21 protein-coding genes, 1 tRNA gene and 1 pseudogene are annotated in these 23,267 nt (G+C 71.5%); 17 read left to right on the forward strand and 6 right to left on the reverse strand.

The genetic code is table 11. The features are described 5' to 3' along the window. Positions 1 to 231: 231 nt before the first annotated feature. Positions 232 to 639: pseudogene (locus ACH4K4_RS12445) on the forward strand (XRE family transcriptional regulator); the annotation flags it as partial. An 86-nt stretch (positions 640 to 725) separates the two neighbouring features. Here ACH4K4_RS12445 and ACH4K4_RS12450 read toward each other — a convergent pair. Beyond that, complete coding sequence (locus ACH4K4_RS12450) at positions 726 to 971, reverse strand: mycoredoxin (protein ID WP_360133249.1); 246 nt, start codon at positions 969 to 971, stop codon at positions 726 to 728. A 198-nt stretch (positions 972 to 1,169) separates the two neighbouring features. Here ACH4K4_RS12450 and ACH4K4_RS12455 point away from each other — a divergent pair, with 198 nt between their 5' ends. The 5 genes from ACH4K4_RS12455 to ACH4K4_RS12475 all read left to right on the forward strand — a co-directional run bounded on the left by ACH4K4_RS12455 (position 1,170) and on the right by ACH4K4_RS12475 (position 5,084). Beyond that, on the forward strand, positions 1,170 to 3,446 hold the full coding sequence (locus tag ACH4K4_RS12455) for an ATP-dependent DNA helicase UvrD2 (protein WP_398166813.1): 2,277 nt from the start codon (positions 1,170 to 1,172) through the stop codon (positions 3,444 to 3,446). A 142-nt stretch (positions 3,447 to 3,588) separates the two neighbouring features. Next, the gene (locus ACH4K4_RS12460) at positions 3,589 to 3,921 is read left to right on the forward strand and encodes a hypothetical protein (RefSeq protein ID WP_398166815.1); all 333 of its coding nucleotides are present in this window, start codon (positions 3,589 to 3,591) and stop codon (positions 3,919 to 3,921) included. Between the two features lie 120 nt (positions 3,922 to 4,041). Next, positions 4,042 to 4,395 carry a WhiB family transcriptional regulator gene (locus ACH4K4_RS12465; protein ID WP_003984433.1) on the forward strand — a complete coding sequence of 118 codons (354 nt, stop codon included), beginning with the start codon at positions 4,042 to 4,044 and terminating at the stop codon, positions 4,393 to 4,395. Continuing rightward, positions 4,392 to 4,721, forward strand: coding sequence for a hypothetical protein (locus ACH4K4_RS12470; protein ID WP_398166816.1), 330 nt, complete (start codon positions 4,392 to 4,394; stop codon positions 4,719 to 4,721). Before ACH4K4_RS12465 ends, ACH4K4_RS12470 begins: the two co-directional genes overlap by 4 nt. 162 nt (positions 4,722 to 4,883) lie before the next feature. Continuing rightward, positions 4,884 to 5,084: a hypothetical protein gene (locus tag ACH4K4_RS12475; RefSeq protein ID WP_398166818.1), complete on the forward strand. Its 201-nt coding sequence runs from the start codon at positions 4,884 to 4,886 to the stop codon at positions 5,082 to 5,084. Here the strand turns inward: ACH4K4_RS12475 and ACH4K4_RS12480 are convergent, their stop codons facing one another. Together ACH4K4_RS12480 and ACH4K4_RS12485 are read right to left on the reverse strand one after the other, a co-directional pair. Beyond that, positions 5,085 to 6,482, reverse strand: a complete 1,398-nt coding sequence (locus tag ACH4K4_RS12480; protein ID WP_398166819.1) for an ABC1 kinase family protein — start codon at positions 6,480 to 6,482, stop codon at positions 5,085 to 5,087. Between the two features lie 34 nt (positions 6,483 to 6,516). Further along, positions 6,517 to 7,653 carry a ThiF family adenylyltransferase gene (locus ACH4K4_RS12485; RefSeq protein ID WP_398167187.1) on the reverse strand — a complete coding sequence of 379 codons (1,137 nt, stop codon included), beginning with the start codon at positions 7,651 to 7,653 and terminating at the stop codon, positions 6,517 to 6,519. Positions 7,654 to 7,855: 202 nt separating this feature from the next. On the opposite strand from ACH4K4_RS12485, the gene ACH4K4_RS12490 reads away from it, so the two are divergent. From ACH4K4_RS12490 to ACH4K4_RS12505, 4 genes are all read left to right on the forward strand, one after another. After that, positions 7,856 to 8,455 carry a M48 family metallopeptidase gene (locus ACH4K4_RS12490; protein ID WP_398166821.1) on the forward strand — a complete coding sequence of 200 codons (600 nt, stop codon included), beginning with the start codon at positions 7,856 to 7,858 and terminating at the stop codon, positions 8,453 to 8,455. Between the two features lie 115 nt (positions 8,456 to 8,570). Further along, the gene (locus ACH4K4_RS12495; RefSeq protein ID WP_398166823.1) at positions 8,571 to 10,283 is read left to right on the forward strand and encodes a TerD family protein; all 1,713 of its coding nucleotides are present in this window, start codon (positions 8,571 to 8,573) and stop codon (positions 10,281 to 10,283) included. Between the two features lie 11 nt (positions 10,284 to 10,294). After that, positions 10,295 to 10,978, forward strand: coding sequence for an AIM24 family protein (locus ACH4K4_RS12500; protein WP_398166825.1), 684 nt, complete (start codon positions 10,295 to 10,297; stop codon positions 10,976 to 10,978). A 21-nt stretch (positions 10,979 to 10,999) separates the two neighbouring features. Further along, positions 11,000 to 11,758 (forward strand): AIM24 family protein, encoded by a 759-nt coding sequence (locus ACH4K4_RS12505; protein WP_398166826.1) that lies wholly within the window; start codon positions 11,000 to 11,002, stop codon positions 11,756 to 11,758. 99 nt (positions 11,759 to 11,857) lie between these two features. Here ACH4K4_RS12505 and ACH4K4_RS12510 read toward each other — a convergent pair whose 3' ends face one another. Together ACH4K4_RS12510 and ACH4K4_RS12515 are read right to left on the reverse strand one after the other, a co-directional pair. Beyond that, entirely contained in the window at positions 11,858 to 12,385 is a 528-nt protein-coding gene (locus tag ACH4K4_RS12510; RefSeq protein ID WP_398166828.1) for an NUDIX hydrolase, read from the reverse strand. Next, positions 12,382 to 13,857: a zinc-dependent metalloprotease gene (locus ACH4K4_RS12515; protein WP_398166829.1), complete on the reverse strand. Its 1,476-nt coding sequence runs from the start codon at positions 13,855 to 13,857 to the stop codon at positions 12,382 to 12,384. Before ACH4K4_RS12515 ends, ACH4K4_RS12510 begins: the two co-directional genes overlap by 4 nt. A gap of 192 nt (positions 13,858 to 14,049) precedes the next feature. Here ACH4K4_RS12515 and ACH4K4_RS12520 point away from each other — a divergent pair, with 192 nt between their 5' ends. The 4 genes from ACH4K4_RS12520 (at position 14,050) to ACH4K4_RS12535 (ending at position 17,378) form a co-directional block, all read left to right on the forward strand. Further along, positions 14,050 to 15,201 (forward strand): SDR family oxidoreductase, encoded by a 1,152-nt coding sequence (locus ACH4K4_RS12520; protein WP_398166830.1) that lies wholly within the window; start codon positions 14,050 to 14,052, stop codon positions 15,199 to 15,201. Between the two features lie 127 nt (positions 15,202 to 15,328). Beyond that, a complete protein-coding gene (locus ACH4K4_RS12525; RefSeq protein ID WP_398166831.1) occupies positions 15,329 to 15,790 on the forward strand; it encodes a molybdenum cofactor biosynthesis protein MoaE in 462 nt (153 codons plus the stop codon). Between the two features lie 164 nt (positions 15,791 to 15,954). Continuing rightward, positions 15,955 to 16,134, forward strand: a complete 180-nt coding sequence (locus ACH4K4_RS12530) for a hypothetical protein (RefSeq protein ID WP_365836013.1) — start codon at positions 15,955 to 15,957, stop codon at positions 16,132 to 16,134. Positions 16,135 to 16,286: 152 nt separating this feature from the next. Further along, on the forward strand, positions 16,287 to 17,378 hold the full coding sequence (locus tag ACH4K4_RS12535) for a PDZ domain-containing protein (protein ID WP_398166833.1): 1,092 nt from the start codon (positions 16,287 to 16,289) through the stop codon (positions 17,376 to 17,378). A 59-nt stretch (positions 17,379 to 17,437) separates the two neighbouring features. Here ACH4K4_RS12535 and ACH4K4_RS12540 read toward each other — a convergent pair whose 3' ends face one another. After that, positions 17,438 to 17,992 (reverse strand): PPA1309 family protein, encoded by a 555-nt coding sequence (locus tag ACH4K4_RS12540; protein ID WP_398166835.1) that lies wholly within the window; start codon positions 17,990 to 17,992, stop codon positions 17,438 to 17,440. A 136-nt stretch (positions 17,993 to 18,128) separates the two neighbouring features. Here ACH4K4_RS12540 and ACH4K4_RS12545 point away from each other — a divergent pair, with 136 nt between their 5' ends. From ACH4K4_RS12545 to ACH4K4_RS12555, 3 genes are all read left to right on the forward strand, one after another. Then, positions 18,129 to 21,041 carry a UPF0182 family protein gene (locus ACH4K4_RS12545; protein ID WP_398167188.1) on the forward strand — a complete coding sequence of 971 codons (2,913 nt, stop codon included), beginning with the start codon at positions 18,129 to 18,131 and terminating at the stop codon, positions 21,039 to 21,041. Positions 21,042 to 21,108: 67 nt separating this feature from the next. After that, positions 21,109 to 21,182: transfer RNA gene (locus ACH4K4_RS12550), tRNA-Met, on the forward strand. 219 nt (positions 21,183 to 21,401) lie between these two features. Beyond that, positions 21,402 to 23,258: a tetratricopeptide repeat protein gene (locus ACH4K4_RS12555; protein ID WP_398166837.1), complete on the forward strand. Its 1,857-nt coding sequence runs from the start codon at positions 21,402 to 21,404 to the stop codon at positions 23,256 to 23,258. Positions 23,259 to 23,267 lie beyond the last annotated feature (9 nt).

The following is a 23,267-nucleotide window of genomic DNA, read 5'->3' on the forward strand; positions in this document are numbered from 1 at the left end:
CCCGCTGGTGGGCTTCCCCCAAGCGCCTTCAGCAACTCGCACACTCCGCATGCTTCGTACCTGTATGTCGGGTGCTCGCTCGTGACGTTCACGTTCTGCGGCGGGCGCGCGTCATCGCGACGGCGGGAGGGCGGCACGACTCGCGTGCGACGTGCTCCTGGGGCGGAAAGGGGCGCCGCCGCGTTCGGTGACGCCGAGACGGCCCCTCGGGAGGCCGGACGTGCGCACTACGCGGGCGTGTGGCTCAGCCGGTACGAGTTCCACTCGTCCGGCAGGGGGCAGACCTTCACCGGCGCCCACTACGTCGTACTGGTGCAGAACGGCAACCGGCTCACCGGCCGGTCGCTGCCCGGAGCGTCGTCCCAGCCCGACTCGCCACTGTCCCTGGACCTCACCGTGGACGGGAACGTGGTCACCGGCACCTGGGTGGAGCAGACCGCGGCGGACGGCTACTACGCCGGTGCCCGCTACCACGGTGCCGTCCAACTGCTCGCCGAACCGACCGGCAGGCGCATGGCCGGGAAGTGGGTCGGCTTCGGCAAGGACTTCGACGTGAACACCGGACCGTGGGAACTGATCTTCAAGGACGCGTCCACGGCCAAGGAGACGGTGGAGCGCTACAGCCGCCGTCCGGAGTGAGCACCCGGAGCGAGCGGGTCGTGACGCGGGCATGACGAATCCCCCGGACGCGGCGGCCGGGGGATTCGTCCGTGTGAGCCGAAGGCTCAGGCGGCGCCGAGGGCCTGCTTGACCTGGGCCAGGGACGGGTTGGTCAGGGTGGAGCCGTCGGGGAAGAGCACCGTGGGGACGGTCTGGTTGCCGCCGTTGGCCTTCTCCACGAAGGCGGCGGACTCGGGGTCCTGCTCGATGTTGATCTCGGTGTACGCGATTCCCTCGCGGTCCATCTGGCCCTTGAGCCGGCGGCAGTAGCCGCACCAGGTGGTGCTGTACATCGTCACGGTGCCCGCCATGGGTCCTCGCGCTCCTTCAAGCTCGGCGTGTATGCAGAAAGGGGAACGCCTGCCCGGCCCGGACCATTCCCGTCCGTCCCGGACCGCTCCGGTACGCGTACGGCTTCGCTTCCGTAGGCCCGCGTATTCGTATGACCGGAGGGTGGCGGCTGTGGACGACTTTCCCGGCTGTCCCGCTCGACCTGGCAGCATGGCGGGGTGACAGCAGCATCGGACTCCACTCTTTTCCCTCAGGTTGCGGCCGCGACCCAGTTCCCGGCCACGCCCGAGGGTGCCGACGCGGTGCTCGACGGCCTCGACCCCGAGCAGCGCGAGGTCGCCACGGCGCTGCACGGCCCCGTGTGCGTCCTGGCGGGCGCCGGGACGGGCAAGACCCGCGCGATCACCCACCGCATCGCGTACGGCGTCCGGGCGGGCATCCTGCAGCCGTCCACGGTGCTCGCCGTCACGTTCACCGCCCGCGCGGCGGGGGAGATGCGCGGGCGGCTGCGGCAGCTGGGCGCCGGCGGGGTCCAGGCCCGTACGTTCCACTCCGCCGCCCTGCGCCAGCTCCAGTACTTCTGGCCCAAGGCGGTCGGCGGCGAGGTGCCGCGGCTGCTGGAGCGCAAGGTCCAGCTGGTCGCCGAGGCCGCCGCCCGCTGCCGGGTCCGCCTGGACCGCAACGAGCTGCGCGACGTCACGGGCGAGATCGAATGGTCCAAGGTCACCCAGACCGTGCCCGCCGACTATCCGGCCGCCGTCCACAAGGCGGGCCGCGAGGCTCCCCGGGACCCGGCCGAGATCGGGCAGATCTACGGGACGTACGAGCAGCTCAAGCGCGACCGGGGGACCATCGACTTCGAGGACGTGCTGCTGCTGACGGTCGGCGTCCTGCAGGACCGGCACGACATCGCCGAGCAGGTCCGCGCCCAGTACCAGCACTTCGTCGTGGACGAGTACCAGGACGTCAGCCCGCTCCAGCAGCGGCTGCTGGACCTGTGGCTCGGCGACCGCGACAACCTGTGCGTCGTCGGCGACGCCAGCCAGACGATCTACAGCTTCACCGGCGCCACGCCCGAACACCTGCTGAACTTCCGCACCCGCCACCCGAACGCGACGGTCGTCAAGCTGGTCCGCGATTACCGCTCCACCCCCCAGGTCGTGCACCTCGCCAACGGCCTGCTGTCCCAGGCGCGCGGCCGCGCCGCCGAGCACCGCCTGGAGCTGATCTCGCAGCGGGACGCGGGCCCCGAGCCGGCGTATGTGGAGTACGGCGACGAGCCCGCGGAGGCGGAGGGCACCGCCCGCCGTATCCGCGATCTGATCGCCTCCGGCGTGCCGGCGAGCGAGATAGCGGTCCTCTTCCGCATCAACGCCCAGTCCGAGGTCTACGAACAGGCCCTCGCCGACCTCGGCGTGCCCTACCAGCTTCGCGGGGCCGAGCGGTTCTTCGAGCGGCCCGAGGTGCGCGAGGCGGGCGTCAAGCTGCGCGGCGCCGCCCGCTTCGGCGCCAACGACGCGCTTCTCGACGACGCCGTGGACCTCCCGTCCGAGGTGCGGGCGGTGCTGAGCGACATGGGCTGGACGAGCGTGCCGCCGGCCGGGTCGGGCGCCGTACGGGACCGCTGGGAGTCGCTGGCCGCGCTGGTCCGCCTCGCGGAGGACTTCGCCAAGGCCCGGCCGGAGGCCACCCTCGCCGATCTCGTCGCCGAGCTCGACGAGCGGGCCAACGCCCAGCACGCCCCGACCGTCGAAGGTGTGACGCTCGCCTCATTCCACTCGGCCAAGGGCCTGGAGTGGGACGCCGTCTTCCTGGTCGGCCTCACCGAGGGCATGATGCCGATCACATACGCCAAGACGGACGAGCAGGTCGAGGAGGAGCGCCGGCTGCTGTACGTCGGCGTGACCCGGGCGCGCCTGCACCTGAGCCTGTCGTGGTCCCTGTCGCGTTCTCCGGGGGGGCGGGCGGTCCGGCGCCCCAGCCGCTTCCTGGACGGCCTGCGGCCCGGCTCGGCAGGCGCCGGACGCCGTGCGGCGGCAGCCGCCGCGGGCGGCATCGAGCGGGGCGGCGGCGCCGCCAGGGGCGCGGGCAAGCGCCGGACCCGGTCACCCGCCCGCTGCCGGGTCTGCGGCAAGACGCTCACCGACGCGGGTGAAATGAAGCTCATGCGCTGCGACGACTGCCCCTGCGAGCTCGACGAGGCGTTGTACGAGCGGCTGCGCGACTGGCGGGCCGAGCGGGCACGGCAGCTGGGCCAGCCCGCGTACTGCGTCTTCACCGACAAGACGCTGATGGCGATCGCCGAGGCCGTCCCGGGAACCGAAGGGGAGCTGGCGGGCATCCCTGGAGTGGGGGGACGCAAGCTGGGCAGGTTCGGCTCCGACGTCCTCGCGCTGTGCGCAGGTGAGGAGCTCGTCCCGGCAGTGGGGGAGCCGTCATCGGACGATCTTCCGGAGGGTGGTGCAAGAAGCTCCGGAAAGTCGTCAGAAAAATAGTTTGCGCGCGCGGAGCGCATCCCCATAGCCTTCACAGGCACGAAGACAACGGGCCTTCCGGGATCCGCTGGATTCGTGTTGTACTGAACAAGCTCGGACCGGGTTTTCCGGTCCGCCGAGACGCCGAGAGGAGGCGAGACCAGTGATCAGCTTCATCGAGACCCAGAAAATGACCGATCGTTCGGTCGCCGCCTCCTGCCTGCTCGACGTCTCGTTCCTGGGCACCGGTGTGTCCGGCTCCGGCCGGCCGTCCGGTCTTGAGGTCTCCCGTGCCGCTTCCTTGGTGCTGATGCCCCAGGCCAAGCGTGACGAGCGACCGACCCAGGCACCGGCAGCAGCGGCAGCGGCACTGGCAGCGAATGCGCATGCCTTTGACCGTGCGGCGGCCAACGGTGCCGAATCCCGGAAGCAGTACCAGACGCAGCAGGACACGTGGGCCCACCGCGGGCACGAACCCTGGAGAGATCCAGCCTGATCGGCATGATCAGGTCGGCACCTTCCAGGGCCGCGGAACCCACACCGGGATCCGCGGCCCTTTTGTTTTGCCCATGAGCCCAGCCACCAGCCGGGCCGAACAGACGAGGAACACACCACCGTGCAACTCCAGACGCACACCCCGTCCGTCGCCACCGACCTGATCCCTCCGCCCGACTCCCAGGAGACCCCTTTGCTGCCCCTCACCGAGCTCGACGACGAGATCGACCGACTCGGCGCCGCCGTGCCGTGCCGTACCTACGACCCCGAGGTCTTCTTCGCCGAGACCCCGGCCGACGTGGAGTACGCCAAGTCCCTGTGCCAGACCTGTCCGGTGCGTGAGGCCTGTCTCGCCGGTGCCAAGGACCGCCGCGAGCCGTGGGGCGTCTGGGGTGGCGAGCTCTTCGTCCAGGGCGTCGTGGTGCCCCGCAAGCGGCCGCGTGGCCGTCCGCGCAAGAACCCGGTCGCGGCATGAACCTCCGCGGCACCTACATCAGCGGCACCGGAACGATCGACCGTCCCGCCAAACGGGACCCCCAGAAGCAGGACCCGATGAACCCCACCCTCACCGAAACACCCGCACCCGTGAACTCCGGCGTGATCGAGTCGCGCCAGAACAGGACCCGCGAAATGCAACTCATCCCAGAAGCCCTGGCCCGGGCGCATATGCAAGAGCGCCTCAAGGAGGCCGAGTCCGAACGCAGGGCCCAGAGCCTCATCACGGCGCGGCGCATGCAGCGCCGCGCCGAGCGGGCGTCGCTGCGCGCCCGGCGTGCCTTGGCCATGGCCGTCATGCAGTGATCCACCGGCAGCCCGGTGCCCGAACGGCGCCGGGTTCTCCCGGCGGTGTCACCGCCGCATCCTGCGACAACGCAACACCACGAAAACCAGGGGCTGTCCAAGCGGGCAGCCCTTGGGGCGTTGTGCCCCCTTTCCCGTCGGTGACGGGGATATTGTCGGCTGATGAACCAGAAGACGTACGAACAGGCGGACTTGACCACCGAGAACGCGGAGTGTGCCCAGTGCGGCGCCACGGCCGAAGGCACCCCGCCCACTTGGACCTGCACCATCGGCAACGGCACCCGGCAGCACCTCTGCGACACCTGTACCCGTCTCAACCTCCACACCATCGAGTCCCACTTGGACCCGGTCACCACGCGGTAGTCAGGCCGATGTCTCCTCGGTGGTGCGGCTCTGTCCGGGCACGGACGGCTCGGGCTCCTCGGCCGGGGCGAAGCCCGGAAGCCAGGCTTCCAGCTCGTCACGCAGGCGGACGGTGGCACCCAATTGGCACAGGACGCCGATGGTGCTCAACGTCACACGGTGTATGAGGAGGTAGGAGGGGGGCAGGTTGAGCCGGCGGCCCAGCTGGTAGGCGGGGGAGCGGGGGTCGGCGATGCGCGCGGCCTGGTTGCGCATCCAGGAACGGGTGAAGGTGAACTCGTCCGCCTGGGCCGGCTCGATGATCGGCAGCAGGTAGTCCAGCACCGCGTCCGGGTCCAGCTCGATCGACTCCTTGACGAAGCCCTCCTCGCACAGCAGCTCGTAGACCGCCTCGGCCCGGCCGTCGAGCGTCATGCGCAGCGAGGTGCCGATCGTCGTGGGCAGCCCGTCCGGCAGCCGGTCGACCGTGCCGAAGTCCAGGACCCCCAGCCGCCACTTCTCCGCCGGACCGTCGGGGTCGTCGCCGGTCAGCAGCCGGAAGTTGCCGGGGTGGGGGTCGGCGTGCAGCAGACCCGTGCGGGCGGTGCCCGAGAAGAGGAAGCGGGCGAGGAGCTGCCCGGCCCGGTCGCGTTCCTCCGTGGTGCCGTTCGCGATGACCTCCGAGAGGGGGACGCCGTCCATCCACTCGGTCACCAGGATCTGCTCGCCCTGGTGGACCACGGCGGGCACCATGACGTCGGGGTCGTCGGCGAACTCGTCGGCGTGCGCCTGCTGGGCCTCGGCCTCCAGCGCGTAGTCGAGCTCCTCGGAGACCCGGTCGCGCAGCTCGGAGATCAGCGGCTTGATGTCCATGCCGGGGATCAGCGGCCCGAGCAGCCGGGCGAACCGGCCCAGTTGCGACAGGTCGGACAGGAGGGCGGCGCCCGCTCCCGGGTACTGCACCTTGACGGCCACCTCGCGCCCGTCGTGCCAGACCGCGCGGTGCACCTGCCCGATCGAGGCGGCGGCCGACGGTTTGTCCTCGAACTCCGTGAACAGCTCGCGCCAGTCCTCGCCCAGCCGATCCGCCAGCACCGTGTGCACCGTGTCCGTCGGCATCGGCGGCGCGGCTTCCTGGAGCTTGGTGAGCGCGGCGCGGTACGGGCCGGCGATCTCCTCGGGCAGCGCCGACTCGAAGACGGACAGCGCCTGCCCGAACTTCATGGCGCCGCCCTTCAGCTCGCCGAGGACGCGGAACAGCTGTTCGGCGGTCCGCTGTTGGAGCTCGCGGCCGACGATGTCCGCCGACCTGCCGCCGATCCGCTTGCCCAGCCCCCAGGTGGCGCGGCCGGCGAATCCCAGTGGCAGCGCGGCCAGCTTGGCGGTGCGGGTGACCGCCTTGCGGGGAAGATCTGACATGCGCCCCTCCAACTCACACTGTCCCCAACCGGGGTTACTCCGCCATTGTTGCGTGTCGCGCACGAGGATCCGAGGCACCCATGGCGCCGGTCGTCTCCGCAGCGCCACAGCCGCACTCGGGATGCGGCGCGATCCGTACCGTCTGCCAGCCCGCACAAGGCTGGGCGAACTCCATCCGGGCGCCCGTGCAGGGCGGCAATCCGCCGTCCAGGAACGCCAGCGCCTGTATGGCGGCCAGCCCCGCCACCGTCGCCGCCAGCGCCGTGTCGCAGGCCGGCACGGCCGGTGAACCGCGCCCCGACCGCCACTGGGCGAGCAGCCGCGGCCAGGCCGGCTCCGCGTCCGTATGCCGCAGCTCCAGGCAGCCGGCGCAGGAGGAGCCGCCCGGCAGGACCAGTGGGCCCACCACTCCCGTGCCCTCGACGACCCCGGCGAACACATGCGGGATGCCGGCGGTCAGGAGGGGCTCGTACAGAACCGGGTCGGGCGCGTAGGCGGCGAGGCCGTCGCGCGGCGTAATCACGACGAGCGCCAGGCCCGGGTCGCCCTCGTCCGGCGGCCCGCTCCCGGACCGGGACCCGCGCGACCAGGGCGAGGAGCGGTGGACCAGGCTGCGGGCGGCGGTGTCGCGACGTGCGCCGATGTGTTCGGCCCGGACGCCGCCGGGAACGACGTCCCAGGGCTCGACCTTCCCGCCGTCCTGCACCTCCACCCGGCCGATACCCGCCGCCGACAGCAGTGCCGCGACCGAGGCACCCACCCGTCCCGCGCCGCGCACACGCGCCCGTATGGCGCGGCGCGCCCCCATCCGCTCCAGTCCGCCCGCGGCCTCGGGATGCCGCACGGACAGCGACGCCAGGTCGGGACGGAGCCGTCCGAAAGCCGTGGTGTCCGCGCGCACCGCCTCGGCCGCCGGGCCGCCCGCCGACGGGGCGTCCAGCAGCCCCGCCTGCCCCAGCCGCTCCACCACCCGCCGCGCGTGCCCGGCGGGCAGGCCGAGCGCCCCGGCCGCGTCCACCAGCTGTTCCATGCTGCGCGTGCCGTCGATCAGCGCCAGGAAACTGCCGGTCGCCGTGTCCACCGGTCCCAGCTCCACCGCGTGTGCCGGGGCCACCCCGAACCGCACCGTCTCCCGGTCCCGCCATCCGCGCCGCAGCGCGGGCTTGAGCATCGGATACATGAATCCGCCCCCCCCGTCGATCGGATCTCGTCCAGCGGGTTTCAGCATGCCCGCGCCGCCGGGCGGGCGCCGGAAGTTATCCACAGCCTCCGGGGAATAGTCGTACAAGTCGTGCCTGCCTTGGTGTGTTTCCGGTGTCCGGCAAAAACCCGGCGACGGGACTTCGCGCAGGGGCAGCGGGTAACGTCGGGGCGTGCCCGCCGACCCTTTGCGCCGTGCCGCAGATCCCCAACACAGGACCGCCACACGCCCCGCGACCGGTGGCCCCGGCACGAGCGCGGTCGAAGTGCGCAGAAGCTCGCGGCGGCGCCGGACGGTCTCGGCGTACCGCGAGGGCGACCGCACGATCGTCCTGATCCCGGCCCGGATGTCCGAGGCCGAGGAGCGGCGCTGGGTGACGGTGATGCTGGACAAGCTCGCCGCGCAGGAGAGCAGGCGCAAACCCGGCGACAGCGAGCTGGCCGAGCGCGCGGAGCGGCTGTCGGACCAATACCTGGGCGGCCGGGCCCGGCCGGCCACGGTGCGCTGGGTGACCAACCAGAACACGCGCTGGGGCTCCTGCACGCCCGCCGAGGGCAGCATCCGCCTCTCGCACCGCCTCCAGGGCATGCCGGAGTACGTGATCGACTACGTGCTCCTGCACGAACTGGCCCACCTTCTCGTCCCCGGCCACGGCCGGCGCTTCTGGCAGCTCCTGGAGTCGTATCCGCGCACGGAGCGTGCGCGCGGCTATCTCGAAGGGGTGGCCGCGGCGGAGCGGCTGCCGCATTTGCCCGCGGCCCGTACGGAATAGGGACGGTTGCGACCGGTTCGGCCGCGCCCCGGCATCGCCCGCTGTCGGCGGCAGCGGTTAGCCTGACGCGCAAGTCATCAGAGCGCGAAGCGGGAGCGGGGGACGGTCGTTACGTATGGCCAGGGAATTCCAGCGGGGCCACAAGGCCAGGATCAGTGATCTGACGGCCGGGACGGATCTGTACGTAGGCGTGCAGATCGCCGGTTCCGGACTGACCTTCGACATCAGCTGCTTCGGACTCGACGCGGACGAGCGCCTCTCCGACGACCGGTACTTCGTCTTCTTCAACCAGCCCGCGTCGCCCGAGGGGTCGATCCAGCTGCTGGGCGCCCAGGCGGGCGACACCGAGTCCTTCCGGGTCACGCTCGACCGGATCCCGCAGCACATCCGCAAGCTCTCCTTCACCGCCACGCTCGACGGCGCGGGTCAGATGTCCCAGGTCGGCCCCGGTTACCTGCGCATCGTCGCCGGCGGCGAGGAGGTCGCCCGCTACGCGTTCAACGGTGCCGAGTTCACCACCGAGCGCGCCGTGATGCTCGGCGACTTCTACCTGAAGGACGTGTGGCGCTTCGCCGCGGTCGGGCAGGGCTTCGACGGCGGCCTGGAGGCGCTGCTGAAGAACTTCGGCGGCGAGGTCGCGGAGGAGGAGCCCGCGGCAGCGCCCGAACCGGCGCCGCAGGGCGCCGTGCCGGGCTTCGCGCCGCCTGCCGCAGCCGAGCCTGCCCCGGGCTTCGCCGCCCCGGCTCCCGCCGCACCGCAGCCCGCCCCCGCCTTCGGCGCCCCTCAGGACGCACCCCAAGGCGCCCCGCAGGCCCAGCAGCCCCCGGCCCCGCCCCAGCCGCAGGTCCCGGCCCAGGCCCAGCCGCCCCAGCCGCCGGCCCCGCAGATGCACGGCGCACCGACCATCGCGGCCCCGATGGCGCCGCCCGGCGCACCGCCCGGCCAGCCCGCCCCGCTCCCCGGACAGCAGCCGCCGCCCGGTCACGACCCGTACCAGCAGGCACCGGCGCCCCCGTACGGCCAGCCGGGACAGCCGCCCCAGGCGCCTCCCCAGGCTCCGTACGGACAGCCGGGCGGCCAGTTCCCCGGCCAGCAGCCCCCGGCCCCGTACGGCGCCCCTCAGGCGCAGCCCGGCGCGTACGGCCAGCCGCAGGCCCAGAGCCCGGGCCCCGGCCTCAGCGTCGCCCTGGAGAAGTACCGCGAGGCCCCCACGGGGCAGCGGTGGACGCCGCAGAACGAGAAGCTGATCCGCGCCGACCTCGGGATCGACGGGCAGCCGGTGCTCGCCCGCCAGGGAAGCATGGTCCTCTATCAGGGCAAGGTCGACTTCAGCTACAAGGGCGCCGGCATCCGCGGCCGCATCGTGGGCAACGCCACCGGCCAGGAGATGCAGCTGATGCGCTGCACGGGCCAGGGCCAGGTGTTCTTCGCGGACAACAGCGCCCACGTGCACCCGATCGAGCTCCAGGGCGACGCGATCTGCGTGTCGGCCGAGAGCGTCCTGGCCTTCGACGAGTCGCTCCAGTACGACGTCCGCCGCATCGAAGGGCACGGCATCCCGGGCGGCGCGCTGTTCACCATGCAGTTCCAGGGAACCGGCACGATCGTCGTCAAGACCCAGGGCACCCCGGTCGTCCTCCCGGTCACACCGACCACCTTCGCGGACGCCAACGCCATCGTCGCCTGGTCGGCCGCCTCGCAGGTGATCGTCTCCAGCCAGGTGAGCCTGCGCCGTGCCGCGTATCCGGGACACTCGGGCGAGACCGTGAACCTCCAGTTCCGCGGCGCGCCCGGCAATTTCGTCGTCGTCCAGCCCTACGAGGTCTGAGGGAGCCCGCCATGTTCGAACAACAAGCCACGGGCTACGCCCCGACCGCGCCCGCCGCGCGCATGGAGAACCACGGCAACGCAATGGTGAAGATCGCCATGCGGAGCGGCCAGGACGTCTTCGCGCGGACCGGCTCGATGGTCGCCTACGAGGGCTTCGTCCAGTACGAGCCGAATCCGCCCGCGGTGCGCCAGATGGCCTCCCAGTGGCTGACCGGCGAGGGCGCTCCCCTGATGAAGTGCACCGGCGACGGCCTGCTCTACCTCGCCGACTACGGCGCGGATGTCGTCTGCATCAACCTCAACGGCGACTCGATCTCCGTCAACGGCACCAACCTCCTGGCCTTCGACGCCCACCTCCAGTGGGGCGTGCAGCGCGTCAAGGGCATGGCGAAGTTCGCCGGCCAGGGGCTCTTCAACGTGGGCATCTCGGGCACCGGCTGGGTCGCGCTGACCTCCCGCGGCACCCCGATCGTGGTGGACTGCGGCCGCGGCGAGGACGAGACGTACGTCGATCCCGACGCGCTCGTCGCCTGGTCGACCAATCTGAAGATGAAGGGCAAGCGCAGCTTCAAGGCGTCCTCGATGATCGGGCGCGGCAGCGGCGAGGCATACCAGCTCGGTTTCTCCGGCCAGGGCTTCGTCGTCGTACAGCCCAGTGAGGACAGCACCGACCGGCTCCGGGCCCGGGGCTGAGGGGGAGGACGTCAAGCCATCATGCAGAGTCCGCTTTTCGCCTACACCGAGGCACAGACCCAGGACCGGTACGTCCTGCAGAACCCGCAACTGCTGCGGGTCGCCCTGCAGGGCCACGAGGACCTGCTCGCCCGTAAGGGCGCCATGGTCGCCTACCAGGGACTGCTGGAATTCGACGGCAACTACCAGACGCCGGGCCAGCAGCGTGCCCGCGCCGCGTCCGGCGAGGGCCTGGACCTGATGCGCGTCTCCGGGCAGGGCACGGTCTACCTGGCCAACCTCGCACAGTACGTACACGTCATGGACGTCGACCACGACGGCCTGACCGTGGACAGCAGCTACGTGCTGGCGCTGGATTCCAGCCTCCACTGGGAGGTGATCTCCGTGGACAGCCAGCACGGGATCTCCGGCACCGGCAAGTACCAGCTCAACATCTCCGGCCGGGGCAAGGTCGTGCTGATGACCTCGGGCCAGCCGCTGATGATGCAGGTCACCCCCGACAAGTACGTCAACGCCGACGCCGACGCGGTGGTCGCCTGGTCCGCCTCGCTGCGGGTGCAGATGCAGGCGCAGACGCACTCCTCGGGCGTGTGGCGGCGCCGCGGCGGGACGGGGGAGGGCTGGGAGCTGAGTTTCCTGGGGCAGGGCTACGCGCTCGTGCAGCCCAGCGAGCTGCTGCCGCCGCAGAACGCCGTCATCGGGTCCGGCCTGGCCGCCCAGTTCGGTGTGGGGAAGCAGGGCGCCCACGGGCAGAACCAGGGCAACATCTTCGGCAACTGAGGTACACGGGTCGCGCGCCCCGCGCATCGGTCCGGCACACGCCTCGCACCGGCCACCGTGCGGCCCTCGCCAGGGGGCCGCACGGTGGCCGTACGCGCCTCAGAGAAGCGCGCGCGTGCGCTCCACGAGACGTACGACCGAGTCGTCCGCCACGTCCGCCACCTGCGCGTAAGGGAACCACCGCAGATCCAGCGACTCGTCGCTGATCACCGCCTCGGCCCCCTGGGGAGCCAGCGCCGCGTACTGCACGTCCAAGTGCCAGGCGCAGGGCGTGTGATGCCGGTCCAGCCGCACCGGCCCGCCCAGCAGCGTCAGCCCGGAAGCGATCCCGGACTCCTCGCGCGCCTCGCGCAGCGCCGCGTCCGCCAGCGTGGCGTCCTCCGGCTCGCAGTGCCCGCCCATCTGGAGCCACATCTTCAGCTTGCGGTGCAGCGTCAGCAGCACCCGCCCGCGCGCCGGGTCGATCACCAGGGCGCTGGCCGTGATGTGCCCGGCCTTGCAGGGCTTGCCCATGCCGTCCGGGTAGGTGGCCAGGTGGTCCAGGTAGGAGAGCCGCAGCCGCTCCTGCTCGGGGGACGGCGCGGGCCACTCCTTGAGGACCCGCGCCGCGTCGTCGTGAAGGGTCACTTGTCGCTGTCGCCCTTGCCGCCTTCGCCCCCGGGCTTGCCGCCCTCCTCGGAGCCGCCCTCGCCGGTCTCCTTCGTCAGGTCCGGCTTCCCGGCACCGCCGGCGGCCTCACCGAGCATCTTGTCCAGCTCGGAGAAGTCCATCTGCTCGTGGTGGACAAACCCGTCCGGGTCGTCCAGGTCGGCGGCCGTCGGCAGCATGTCCGGGTGCTCCCACAGCGCGTCGCGGCCGTCCAGGCCCCGCGCGTCCGTCAGGGAGGCCCACAGCCGCGAGGCGTCCCGCAGGCGCCGCGGACGCAGCTCCAGGCCGATGAGCGTGGCGAAGGTCTGCTCGGCGGGGCCGCCGGTCGCCCGGCGCCGCCGCAGCGTCTCGCGCAGCGCGTCGGCGGACGGCAGGTGCGGGGAGGCCGCGGCGTGCACCACCGCGTCCACCCAGCCCTCCACGAGGGCCAGCGCCGTCTCCAGACGGGCCAGCGCCGCCTTCTGCTCCGGGGTGTCCTCGGGCTGGAACATGCCCTGCTGCAGGGCGTTCTGCAACTCCTCGGGGTGCTGCGGGTCCAGCTGGCCGACCACGTCCTCCAGCTTGGTCGTGTCGACCTTGATGCCGCGGGCGTAGCCCTCGACGGCGCCGAACAGGTGCGAGCGCAGCCACGGCACGTGGGCGAAGAGCCGCTGGTGGGCGGCCTCGCGCAGCGCCAGGTAGAGCCGCACCTCCTCCTCGGGGACGCCGAGCCCGGAGCCGAAGTTGGCGATGTTGCCCGGCAGCAGCGCGGCCTTGCCGGCCGGACCCAGGGGCAGCCCCACGTCCGTCGAGCCGACGACCTCGCCGGCCAGGACGCCCAGCGCCTGCCCGATCTGCGTACCGAACATCGCGCCGCCCATGGAACGCATCATGCCGAGCAGCGGGCCCGCCATGGCCTGCATCTCCTCGGGCAGCACGTCGCCCATGGCCGCGCCGACACGCTCCGCGACCGGGTCCACCAGGTCCTTCCAGACCGGCAGGGTCTCCTCGACCCACTCGGCGCGGCTCCACGACAGGACCGTGCCCGCGCCCGACGGCAGCGACGTCACACCGTCCAGCCACAGGTCGGCGAGGCGTACGGCCTCCTCGACGGCGGCCCGCTCACCGGGGGAGACGCTCGCGTCCTTGGTGCCGTCCTCGGCACCCTGCGCGACGGTCTGCCGCGCGATGTCCTTGGCCATGTCCCAGTTCACCGGGCCGCCCTCGTAGGAGAGCATCTGGCCGAGCTTCTGGAAGGCGGCGCCAAGGTCGCCAGGGTTCATCTCGCCACCAGGACCGCCCATGCCGCCGAAGAGCGCCGCGAACGGGTTGTCCGCGCCGCCGCTCCCGCCGCCGAATCCGAACGGGTTCGCGGGGCCCTGGCTACCTCCCTGGCCGCCCTTCTTCTTGCCGTTGTCGCCGTCCTCCGGCTCCTCCGGCGGAAGGCCGAATCCAAATGGGGTGTCACTCACGGGTTTCCTCGGCTCGTAGGGCCGCCGGCCCGGGGCCGGCGGCGGCTGCCCGACATTCTCTTCCAGCCTAGACACCTGTCCCGCTTCGGGGCTCGGTGCTTCGCCGTCCCGGCGCCTGCGGCAGGATGGACGCCACCTGGTACGTACGCGTCAGCACGCCTACGCACTGAAGACAACCGCTGGAGACGCCCGGTGAGTTCCCCAGATCCGACCGTTCGCGCAGCGCGAAACGCTGCGGCCGAGACCGAGAAGGCAAGCAAGGAGGCGCCCGGCACGCCCGGCAGGCCGCTGCGCCGCCCCGTCGTGGCCGTCACCGGCGCCGCCTCCGGCGTGGGCGCCCTGCTGACCCAGGCCCTGACCGAGTCCGACGAGGTCAAGCAGGTGGTGGCCATCGACGAGCGGCGCGGCGAGGCCGCCGAGGCGCACTGGCACGTCCTGGACGTACGGGACCCGGCCATCGCCGACAAGCTGCGCGGCGCCGACGTCGTCGTACACCTGGCCGTCGACCTGGACCTGGAGACCGACGCCGCGGCCCGTACGGCGTACAACGTGCGCGGTACGCAGACGGTCCTCACGGCCGCCGCGGCCGCCGGAGTGCACCGGGTCGTGCTCTGCACCTCCGCCATGGTCTACGGCGCGCTCCCGGACAACGACGTACCGCTGGCCGAGGACGCCGAGCTGCGGGCCACCGCCGACGCCACCGGGGTCGGCGACCTCCTGGAGATCGAGCGCCTGGCGCACCGCGCGCCCCGCGCGCACCCCGGCCTGAACGTCACCGTCCTGCGCCCCACCGTCCTGGTGGGCGGTACGGACACCGCGCTGACCCGGTACTTCGAGTCGCCGCGGCTGCTCGTCGTCGCGGGATCCCGCCCCGCCTGGCAGTTCTGCCACGTGGAAGACCTGGTCAGCGCCCTGCAGTACGCCGCGCTCGAAAGGGTCGAGGGCGAGCTGGCGGTGGGCTGCGACGGGTGGCTGGAGCAGGAGGAGGTCGAGGAGCTGACCGGGATCCGGCGCATGGAGCTGCCGTCCTCGGTGGCGCTCGGCGCCGCCGCCCGGCTGCACCGCATCGGCCTCACGCCGTCGCCCGCCGGCGACCTCGCGTACACGATGCACCCGTGGGTCGTCAGCGGCAGCCGGCTGCACGAGGCGGGCTGGCGCCCCCGGTGGACGAACGAGGAGGTGCTGGCCCAGCTGCTGGAGGAGGTGGCGGGCCGGCACACGGTCGCGGGCCGCCGTCTGGGCCGCAAGGACGCCACCGCGGCGGGCGCGGCCGGCGCGACGGTGGCCCTCCTGGGCACCGCGGCCCTGGTACGCCGTGCCCGCAAGGCCCGGCGCCGTATCTGACGCGACGGCCCCGGCCGTACGGCCGCCGCGTCCCGCCGGTGCCCTGTAGGAGCCTCCATACGGCTTCTCGTGGTCCCGGTGGAACGGCCATGGCCCGTGCCGCCGCCGCGTACGGCACGATGGAGGCATGCCAGGCACGAATGACCACCCGGGCGAGCGGGGCGCGGCGGAACCGATCCGCCTCCTCGCGGTCCGTGACACCCCGCTGTCCTTGGACGAGGTCTTCGCGGCCGTCGGCGACCCGGCCGCCGGAGGCACGGCCCTGTTCGTCGGTACGGTCCGCTCCCACGACGACGGCGCCGACGTCGCGGGCCTCGGGTACTCCGCGCACCCGAGTGCCGAGGCCGAACTGCGGCGCGTCGCCGAGAAGGTGGCGGCCGACTTCCCGGTCAGGGCGATGGCCGCCGTGCACCGGGTCGGCGACCTGGTGGTCGGCGACCTGGCCGTCGTCGTCGCGGTCTCCTGCCCGCACCGGGCGGAGGCGTTCGCGGCGTGCAGGCGGCTGATCGACGACCTCAAGCACGAGGTGCCGATCTGGAAGCACCAGCGGTTCTCTGACGGGACCGAAGAGTGGGTAGGTACCTGTTAGGGGTGTCCGGTTCCGGCCGGTGGCGCACGTTCCGGGCGGTATCCGGTAAAGCCTTTACGTGCGCTCCAGTTGCGTAACCCGCCCCCTGGCGTAAGCGTTGAGCTGGCAGGTGGTTAATCTGCTTATTCGTCGTTGCGGTTGTTACAAGGGGTCGGGAGGCCGCTATGGGAGCGCTCCTCTGGTTGCTGATTCCGGTTCTCGCCGTCATCGCCGCCGTCGTGTGGAGCAGTTGGGCGTCACGCAACCGCAGGACCGGGGATGTCGCGGAACTGGCGGGGTACGCGCGGTTCCGAGAGGCGATGGAGAAGCCCGAGAAGGCACATTCCGGTTCTGACGCGGCATGAGCATGCCGGGATGATCCGGGGCCGCGGCGGGCGTACGCAACCGCAAGCGGCCGCCCCGGCTCCGGTTGCCCCGGCGCTTTGGCCCGCTCGCCCCCGCCCCGTACGGACGGCCCCGGGGACCGGCTGTCAGAGGCGTCCCGTACTGTCGTTCCATGCCCCGCCGCACCGCGACGTTGCTCGCTTCGACCCTGATGCTGATCGCGCTGCTCTGTGCCGGGGTGCTGATCCCCGTTCCGTATTCGAAGATGTATCCGGGGCCGACGACCAACACGCTGGGTGAGGCCGACGGCGAGCCGGTGCTGCAGATTTCCGGCCACAAAACGTACCCGACGACCGGCAACCTCAACATGGTCACGGTCCGGGTCACCGGCGCCGAGTACAACATGAACCTCTTCGAGGCGGTCTACGGCTGGCTGGAGCACGACAGCATCGTGGTGCCCCACAAGATCCTCTACCCGGAGGGCCAGACGGCGGAGCAGTCCGACCAGCAGAACGCCGAGGAGTTCACCCAGTCCCTGGAGAGCGCCAAGGTGGCGGCGCTCAGGCAGCTGAAGATCCCGGTGGGCTCCCAGACGGTCGTGGCGTCCGTCGTCAAGGACGCCCCCGCGGACGGGAAGCTGCACGCCGGTGACGTGATCAAGGCCGTGGACGGCACGGAGATCAAGGCGAACACCGACGTCGCCAAGCTGGTCACCCAGCACAAGCCGGGCGAGCAGGCCGTCTTCACGGTCATCCCGGCCAAGGAAGCGGCCGCGGCCCAGAAGAAGGGCAAGCGCCCCGAAGGCCCCACCAAGGACGTCGCCGTCCCGGTCGCGAAGGCGAAGGACGGCCGCTCCATAGTCGGCATCCAGGCGGGGATCGACTACACGCTCCCGTTCAACGTCGACATCAAGCTGCCCGACGTCAGCGGCCCCAGCGCCGGGCTGATGTTCGCCCTCGGAATCGTCGACAAGCTGACTCCCGGGGACCTGACCGGCGGGAAGTTCGTGGCCGGTACGGGCACGATCGACACCCAGGGCAAGGTCGGCCCGATCGGCGGCATCGCGATGAAGGTCGTCGGCGCGCGGAAACAGGGCGCGGAGTACTTCCTGACGCCCAAGGACAACTGCTCGGCCGTCGTCGACGACCACCCCGACGGCCTCCGGCTGGTCAAGGTGGACACCATCGAGGACGCGATGAAGTCCCTGGAGAAGATCCGCAAGGGCGACACGGCGGGGCTGCCGAGCTGCCCCGCGAACAAGTAGGAGCACCGGTGGCCGGGCCGGGGCGGGGACGCGGCTCCCCGCCCCGGGCGGCCCGCCCCTCAGCTCTCGAAGGTCGCGGCCAGCGCGTCCGCCAGCCCCGGCACCAGCTGCGAGCCGGTGAGCACCTCGGACGTGGAGTCCTTCTCGCGCAGCCGCAGCGCCGACTCGCGCGTGCCGTCCCGCAGCACCGCCACCGTCATCCGCACCTCCTGGCGGTCCGGGTGGCCGGCGACCCACTCGGCGAGCTGGGACTCGTCCATGCCCGCCGGTACGGCGTCCTCAGCGGACGGCGGCAGCATCAGCCGCTCCACGGTCATCGCGCAGCCGGCCACCGCGTCCGGCCAGCCGATGGTGGCCAGGAACTCGTCCAGCGGGGCGCCGGCGGGGATCTCGTCCTGCTCGACCGGGGTCAGCGAGGCGGTGGTGGAGTCGTCGATACCGAGCTGTTCGGCGAGGGAAGGCTCCTGTTCACGGAGCCGGGCGGTGTCGACGAGGGCGAAGAGGCGGGCGGGCTGGTCCCAGCCGAGCCCGGCGGCGTACTCGTCGATTTCGAGTACGGCGCGGGTCAGCGGGCTGGCGGCAAGGGGGGTGCCGTCGACGGGAAGGTTGTTCATGCTCAATATCGTGCCTTGCGGACCCCGGAAAACGGGAACCGAGTAAAGCCTTAGTAAGTTGCAACAGTGGGTCCTACTATCGCCGGGCCTGCTCAACACGACAGCGAACTTCGAGGTGCGCACCTTGGCTTTCCAGATGCCGGACCGCGGCGGAGGCCCGACAGGGCCACGGATCAGAGTCGGCCGACCGTCCCGGCGGGTCCGGACCCTGCTCATGACACTGGGCGTGCTGGCCGTGCTGGCCATGCTCTTCGTCATGTTCTCCGGGTTCTGGACCGACTGGCTCTGGTACCGGTCGGTCAAATACTCCTCGGTCTTCACCACCACCCTGTGGACCAAGATCGGACTGTTCTTCGCCTTCGGCGCCCTGATGGCCGTCGCGGTCGGCGTCAACATCTGGCTGGCGCACCGCCTGCGGCCGCCGCTGAGCGCGATGTCCATGGAGCAGCAGAGCCTGGACCGCTACCGGATGGGCGTCGCGCCCTACAAGAAGTGGGTGCTGATCGCGGTCACCGCCCTGGTGGGCCTGATCGCCGGCGCGTCCGCCTCGGGCCAGTGGCGTACGTGGCTCCAGTGGGTGAACGGCGTTCCGTTCGGCCAGAAGGACCCGCAGTTCGGCAAGGACGTCTCGTTCTACGCCTTCGACCTGCCCTGGTACCGCTTCCTGCTCAGCTTCGGCTTCGCGTGCGCGGTGCTGTGCCTGATCGCCGCGGCGCTCACGCACTACCTGTACGGCGGGCTGCGCGTCACGAGCCCCGGCTCGCGCGCGACGGCCGCCGCCACCGGGCACCTCTCCGTGGTGCTGGGCATCTTCGTGTCGCTCAAGGCCGTCGCGTACTGGCTCGACCGGTACGGCCTGGCGGTGAAGTCCAGCGGCCTGAAGTCCGCCGACGGCTGGACCGGCCTGCGCTACGTGGACGCCAACGCCTATCTGCCAGCGAAGACGATCCTGTTCTTCATCGCGGCGATCTGCGCGGTGCTCTTCTTCGCGACGCTGTGGCGGCGCACCTGGCAGCTGCCGGTCATCGGCTTCGGCCTGATGGTGCTCTCCGCCGTCCTCATCGGCGGCCTGTACCCGGCGATCGTGCAGAAGTTCCAGGTCCAGCCGAACGAGCAGGCCAAGGAAGCGCCGTACATCAAGCAGAACATCAAGGCGACCCGCGACGCGTACGACATCAACGGTGTCGAGGTGCAGGGGTACGACGGCAACTACAAGCCGAAGGACGACACGGAGCGCCAGAAGCTGCGGGACGCCGCCGACACCACGGCCAGCGTCCGTCTGCTCGACCCGAACGTGGTCTCCCCGTCCTTCCAGCAGCGCCAGCAGGTCCGCAGCTACTACCAGTTCCCGTCCACGCTCGACGTCGACCGGTACAAGGACAAGGACGGCAAGGACCAGGACACCGTCATCGGCCTGCGCGAGTTGAACCTCAACGGCGTCTCCGAGCGGAACTGGATCAACGACCACTTCAAGTACACCCACGGTTTCGGCGCGGTGGCGGCCAAGGGCACCACGTTCGCCGAGGGCGGCGAGCCGGCCTACACCGAGAGCGAGCTGCCCTCGAAGGGCCAGTTCGGTCCGTACGAGCAGCGGGTGTACTACGGCGAGAAGACCACCCAGTACTCGATCGTGGGCGGGCCGCAGAAGGAGCTTGACTACTCCTCCGACAAGAGCGGGGAGAAGAGTTACAGCTACACCGGCAAGAGCGGGGTGAACCTCGCCAACCCGGTCAACCGCGCCGCCTACGCGGTGGCGTTCGGCGAGCCGCAGATCCTGTACTCCGGTGCCATCGGCAAGGACTCGCGGATCCTGTACAACCGCACGCCCAAGCAGCGCGTGGAGGCGGTCGCCCCCTGGCTGACCATCGACGGCGACGCCTACCCGGCGGTCATCGACGGTCGCATCCAGTGGATCGTCGACGCCTACACGACGAGCAACGGCTACCCGTACGCCTCGCGCACCACGCTCGGCGACACCACGGCCGACTCGCTCACCGACGGCCAGCGGGCGGTCGTCGCCCAGCAGAATCAGGTCAATTACATCCGCAACTCGGTCAAGGCCACGGTCGACGCCTATGACGGTTCGGTCAAGCTCTACCAATGGGACACCAAGGACCCGGTCCTGAAGACCTGGATGAAGTCGTTCCCCGGGACGGTCGAGAAGAAGAGCTCCATCAGCAAGTCCCTGATGGAGCACATGCGCTACCCGCAGGACCTCTTCAAGGTGCAGCGCCAGCTGCTGACGACCTACCACGTCACCGACCCGAACACCTTCTACACGGGCAGCGAGCGCTGGCAGGTCCCGAACGACCCGACGAACAAGTCGGGCAACTCGGTGCCGCCGTACTACCAGAGCCTGAAGATGCCGGACCAGAAGGCGCAGACCTTCGCGCTCACCACGACGTTCACGCCCAACAAGCGGGACAACCTGGGCGCCTTCATGGCGGTGGACGCCAATGCCACCAGCGGTGACTACGGCAAGATCAGAGTGCTGAAACTGCCGTCGCAGACACCGGTGCCGGGACCGCAGCAGGTCCAGTCGAAGTTCAACTCCGATCCGAAGATCGCCAACGAGCTGAACATCCTGAAGAAACTCGGCGACTCCGAGATCGAGTACGGCAACCTGCTGACGGTCCCGATGAGCGGCGGCCTGCTGTACGTGGAGCCGGTCTACCTGCGCGGCGCGGGCACCAACTACCCGCTGCTGAAGAAGGTGCTGGTCAGCTACGGCGAGAACGACCCCGTCCTGGGCAACAACCTGGACGAGGCGCTCGACGTCGTCTTCGGCAAGAAGCCGCCGGGCTCCGGGACGCAGCAGCCGCCGTCCGGCGACGGTGACACCGGCAAGCAGCCGCCGGCCGACCAGACGGCCCAACAGGCCCTCGACGACGCCGTGAAGGCGTACGAGGAGGGCGAGAAGGCCCGCAAGGAAGGCGACTGGGCCGGATACGGCGAGGCGCAGAAGAAGCTGAAGGCGGCCCTGGACCGGGCCACCGAGGCGGCGAAGAAGGCCGCGCAGAAGGGCGACGCCGGCAAGAACGGCGGCTGACCCGACGCCCGGCCCCGCGCGGGGCCGGGCACCACCTCCCTGCCGTGGTACCGTGGATACACAACGGCGCGGGGTGGAGCAGCTCGGTAGCTCGCTGGGCTCATAACCCAGAGGTCGCAGGTTCAAATCCTGTCCCCGCTACTGAAAACGAAGGCCCGGATCCTTGGGATCCGGGCCTTCGTCATGTGCGACACGCCCGGCCCGCTCCGGGCGGCGTGTCTTCTCCAGGTGTGAACGGAAGTCTGTGGAACGGAGTTTGACATGTCTCTGTATCGGGAAGTCGACAAAACGCTGTAGTGACCTCACTGGCTGCGGTATACCAGGTGTACGCGGGTTGCGGGTGGTGCGACGATGGCCCTCATGGGGGACAAGGCAAGGTTGTTGGAGACAGGCCGGTTTGTGCACGCGCCCGACGACGGGCGCGAATCAGAGATGGCGGACGGGCGGGACACCGCCCTTCCGGGCCCGCGTGACGCCGGGATGCCGATGGACGCGATCGAGGCCGACGCCGCCGCCGAGGCGTCCGAAGCCGTGAGCGAGATCAACCACCGCCGGGCCGCCGACGCCGGCGACACCGGTGCCATGAGCGTGCTGGGCGCGCTGCTGCTGCGCCGCGGCGACCTGGACGGAGCCGAGCCCTACCTGCGGTCCGCGACCGCCGCTGGCGACCGCGCCGCCGCCAACAACCTGGGCGTCCTGCTGCACCAGCGGGGTTACGGGGACGAGGCGGCGGGCTGGTGGCGCATCGCGGCCGTCGCGGGCTCCGCCGCCGCGGCCCACGCGCTGGGCCGCCACTACCGCGAGCGCGGCGACGAGCCCGCCGCCGAGTACTGGCTGCGCCAGTCCGCCGAGTCGGGCCACTGCCTGGGCGCGTACGCCCTCGCCGACCTGCTGGAACACCGCGGCGACGTGGGTGCCGAGCGCTGGTTCCGCACCGCCGCCGAGCGCGGGCACCGCGAGGCCGCGTACCGTCTCGCGCGCCTGCTGGACGACCGCGCGAAGGCCACGGGCGGCGGTGACGGCGCGCTGGAGGCCGAAGCCGAGCAGTGGTACCGCCAGGCCGCCGCGCGCGGGCACCGCCGCGCCGCCCTGCACCTGGGCACGCTCCTGGAGGAGCGCGGCGAGAGCCAGGAGGCCGGACGCTGGTACCTGAGTGCCGCCAAGGGCGGCGAGGCACGGGCCGCGTGCGCCCTCGGCTTCCTGCTGCGCGACGCGGGCGACGAGGAGAGCGCCGCCGAGTGGTGGCGCCGCGCCGCCCAGGACGGTGACGGCAACGCCGCCAACGCGCTGGGCGCGCTGCACGCCGACCGCGGTGAGACGCAGACCGCCGAACGCTGGTACCGCGCCGCCCTTGACGCGGGGGACGTGAACGGCGCGTACAATATCGGCCTGCTCTGCGCCGAGCAGGGCCGGGCGGGCCGCGGCGAGCAGTGGTACCGCCGCGCCGCGTACGCCGGGCACCGCGAGGCCGCCAACGCGCTCGCCATCATGCTGCTCCAGCGCGGCGACTCGGCCGGTGCCGAGCCGTGGTTCTCCAAGGCCGCCGAGGCGGGCAGCGTGGACGCCGCGTTCAACCTCGGCATCCTGTACGCGGAGCGCGGCGCCGACCGGATGGCGCACGAGTGGTACGAGCGCGCCGCGGCGGCCGGCCACACCGAGGCGGCCCTCCAGGTCGCCATCGTCCAACTGCGCGACGGTGACCCGTCGGGCGCCGAGCGGAACCTGCGCTGCGCGGCCGAGGGGGGCAGCGCCGAGGCGGCGTTCCGGCTCGCCGACCTGCTGGACCGCCGCGACGGCGGCGCGGTCGAACGGCGGCAGGACGACGAGTGCACCCGGTGGTACGAGCACGCGGCACGCCAGGGGCACCGGCGCGCGCAGGTCCGGGTTGGCATGTTCGCGGCGGCGCGGGGCGATGTGGTCGAGGCCGCGCGCTGGTACCGCGCGGCCGCCGAGGCGGGCAGCCGCAACGGCGCCTTCAACCTCGGCCTGCTGCTGGCCCGCGAGGGCAGCCTCCCCGAGGCCGCGCTGTGGTGGACCCGCGCGGCCGAGGACGGGCACGGGCGCGCCGCGCTGCGCCTGGCCCTGCTCGCCGCCCGGCGCGGCGCGCTTGCCGAGGGGCACCAGTGGTGCCGGCGGGCGGTCGAGCTGGGGCCGCCCGAGGTGGCGGAACGCGCGGCACGGCTGCGTGAGGCGCTCCAGGAGGAGCTGACCGCGTAGAGCACCTCT

Source organism: Streptomyces sp. NPDC017529, from assembly GCF_044329785.1.
Taxonomy (GTDB): domain Bacteria; phylum Actinomycetota; class Actinomycetes; order Streptomycetales; family Streptomycetaceae; genus Streptomyces.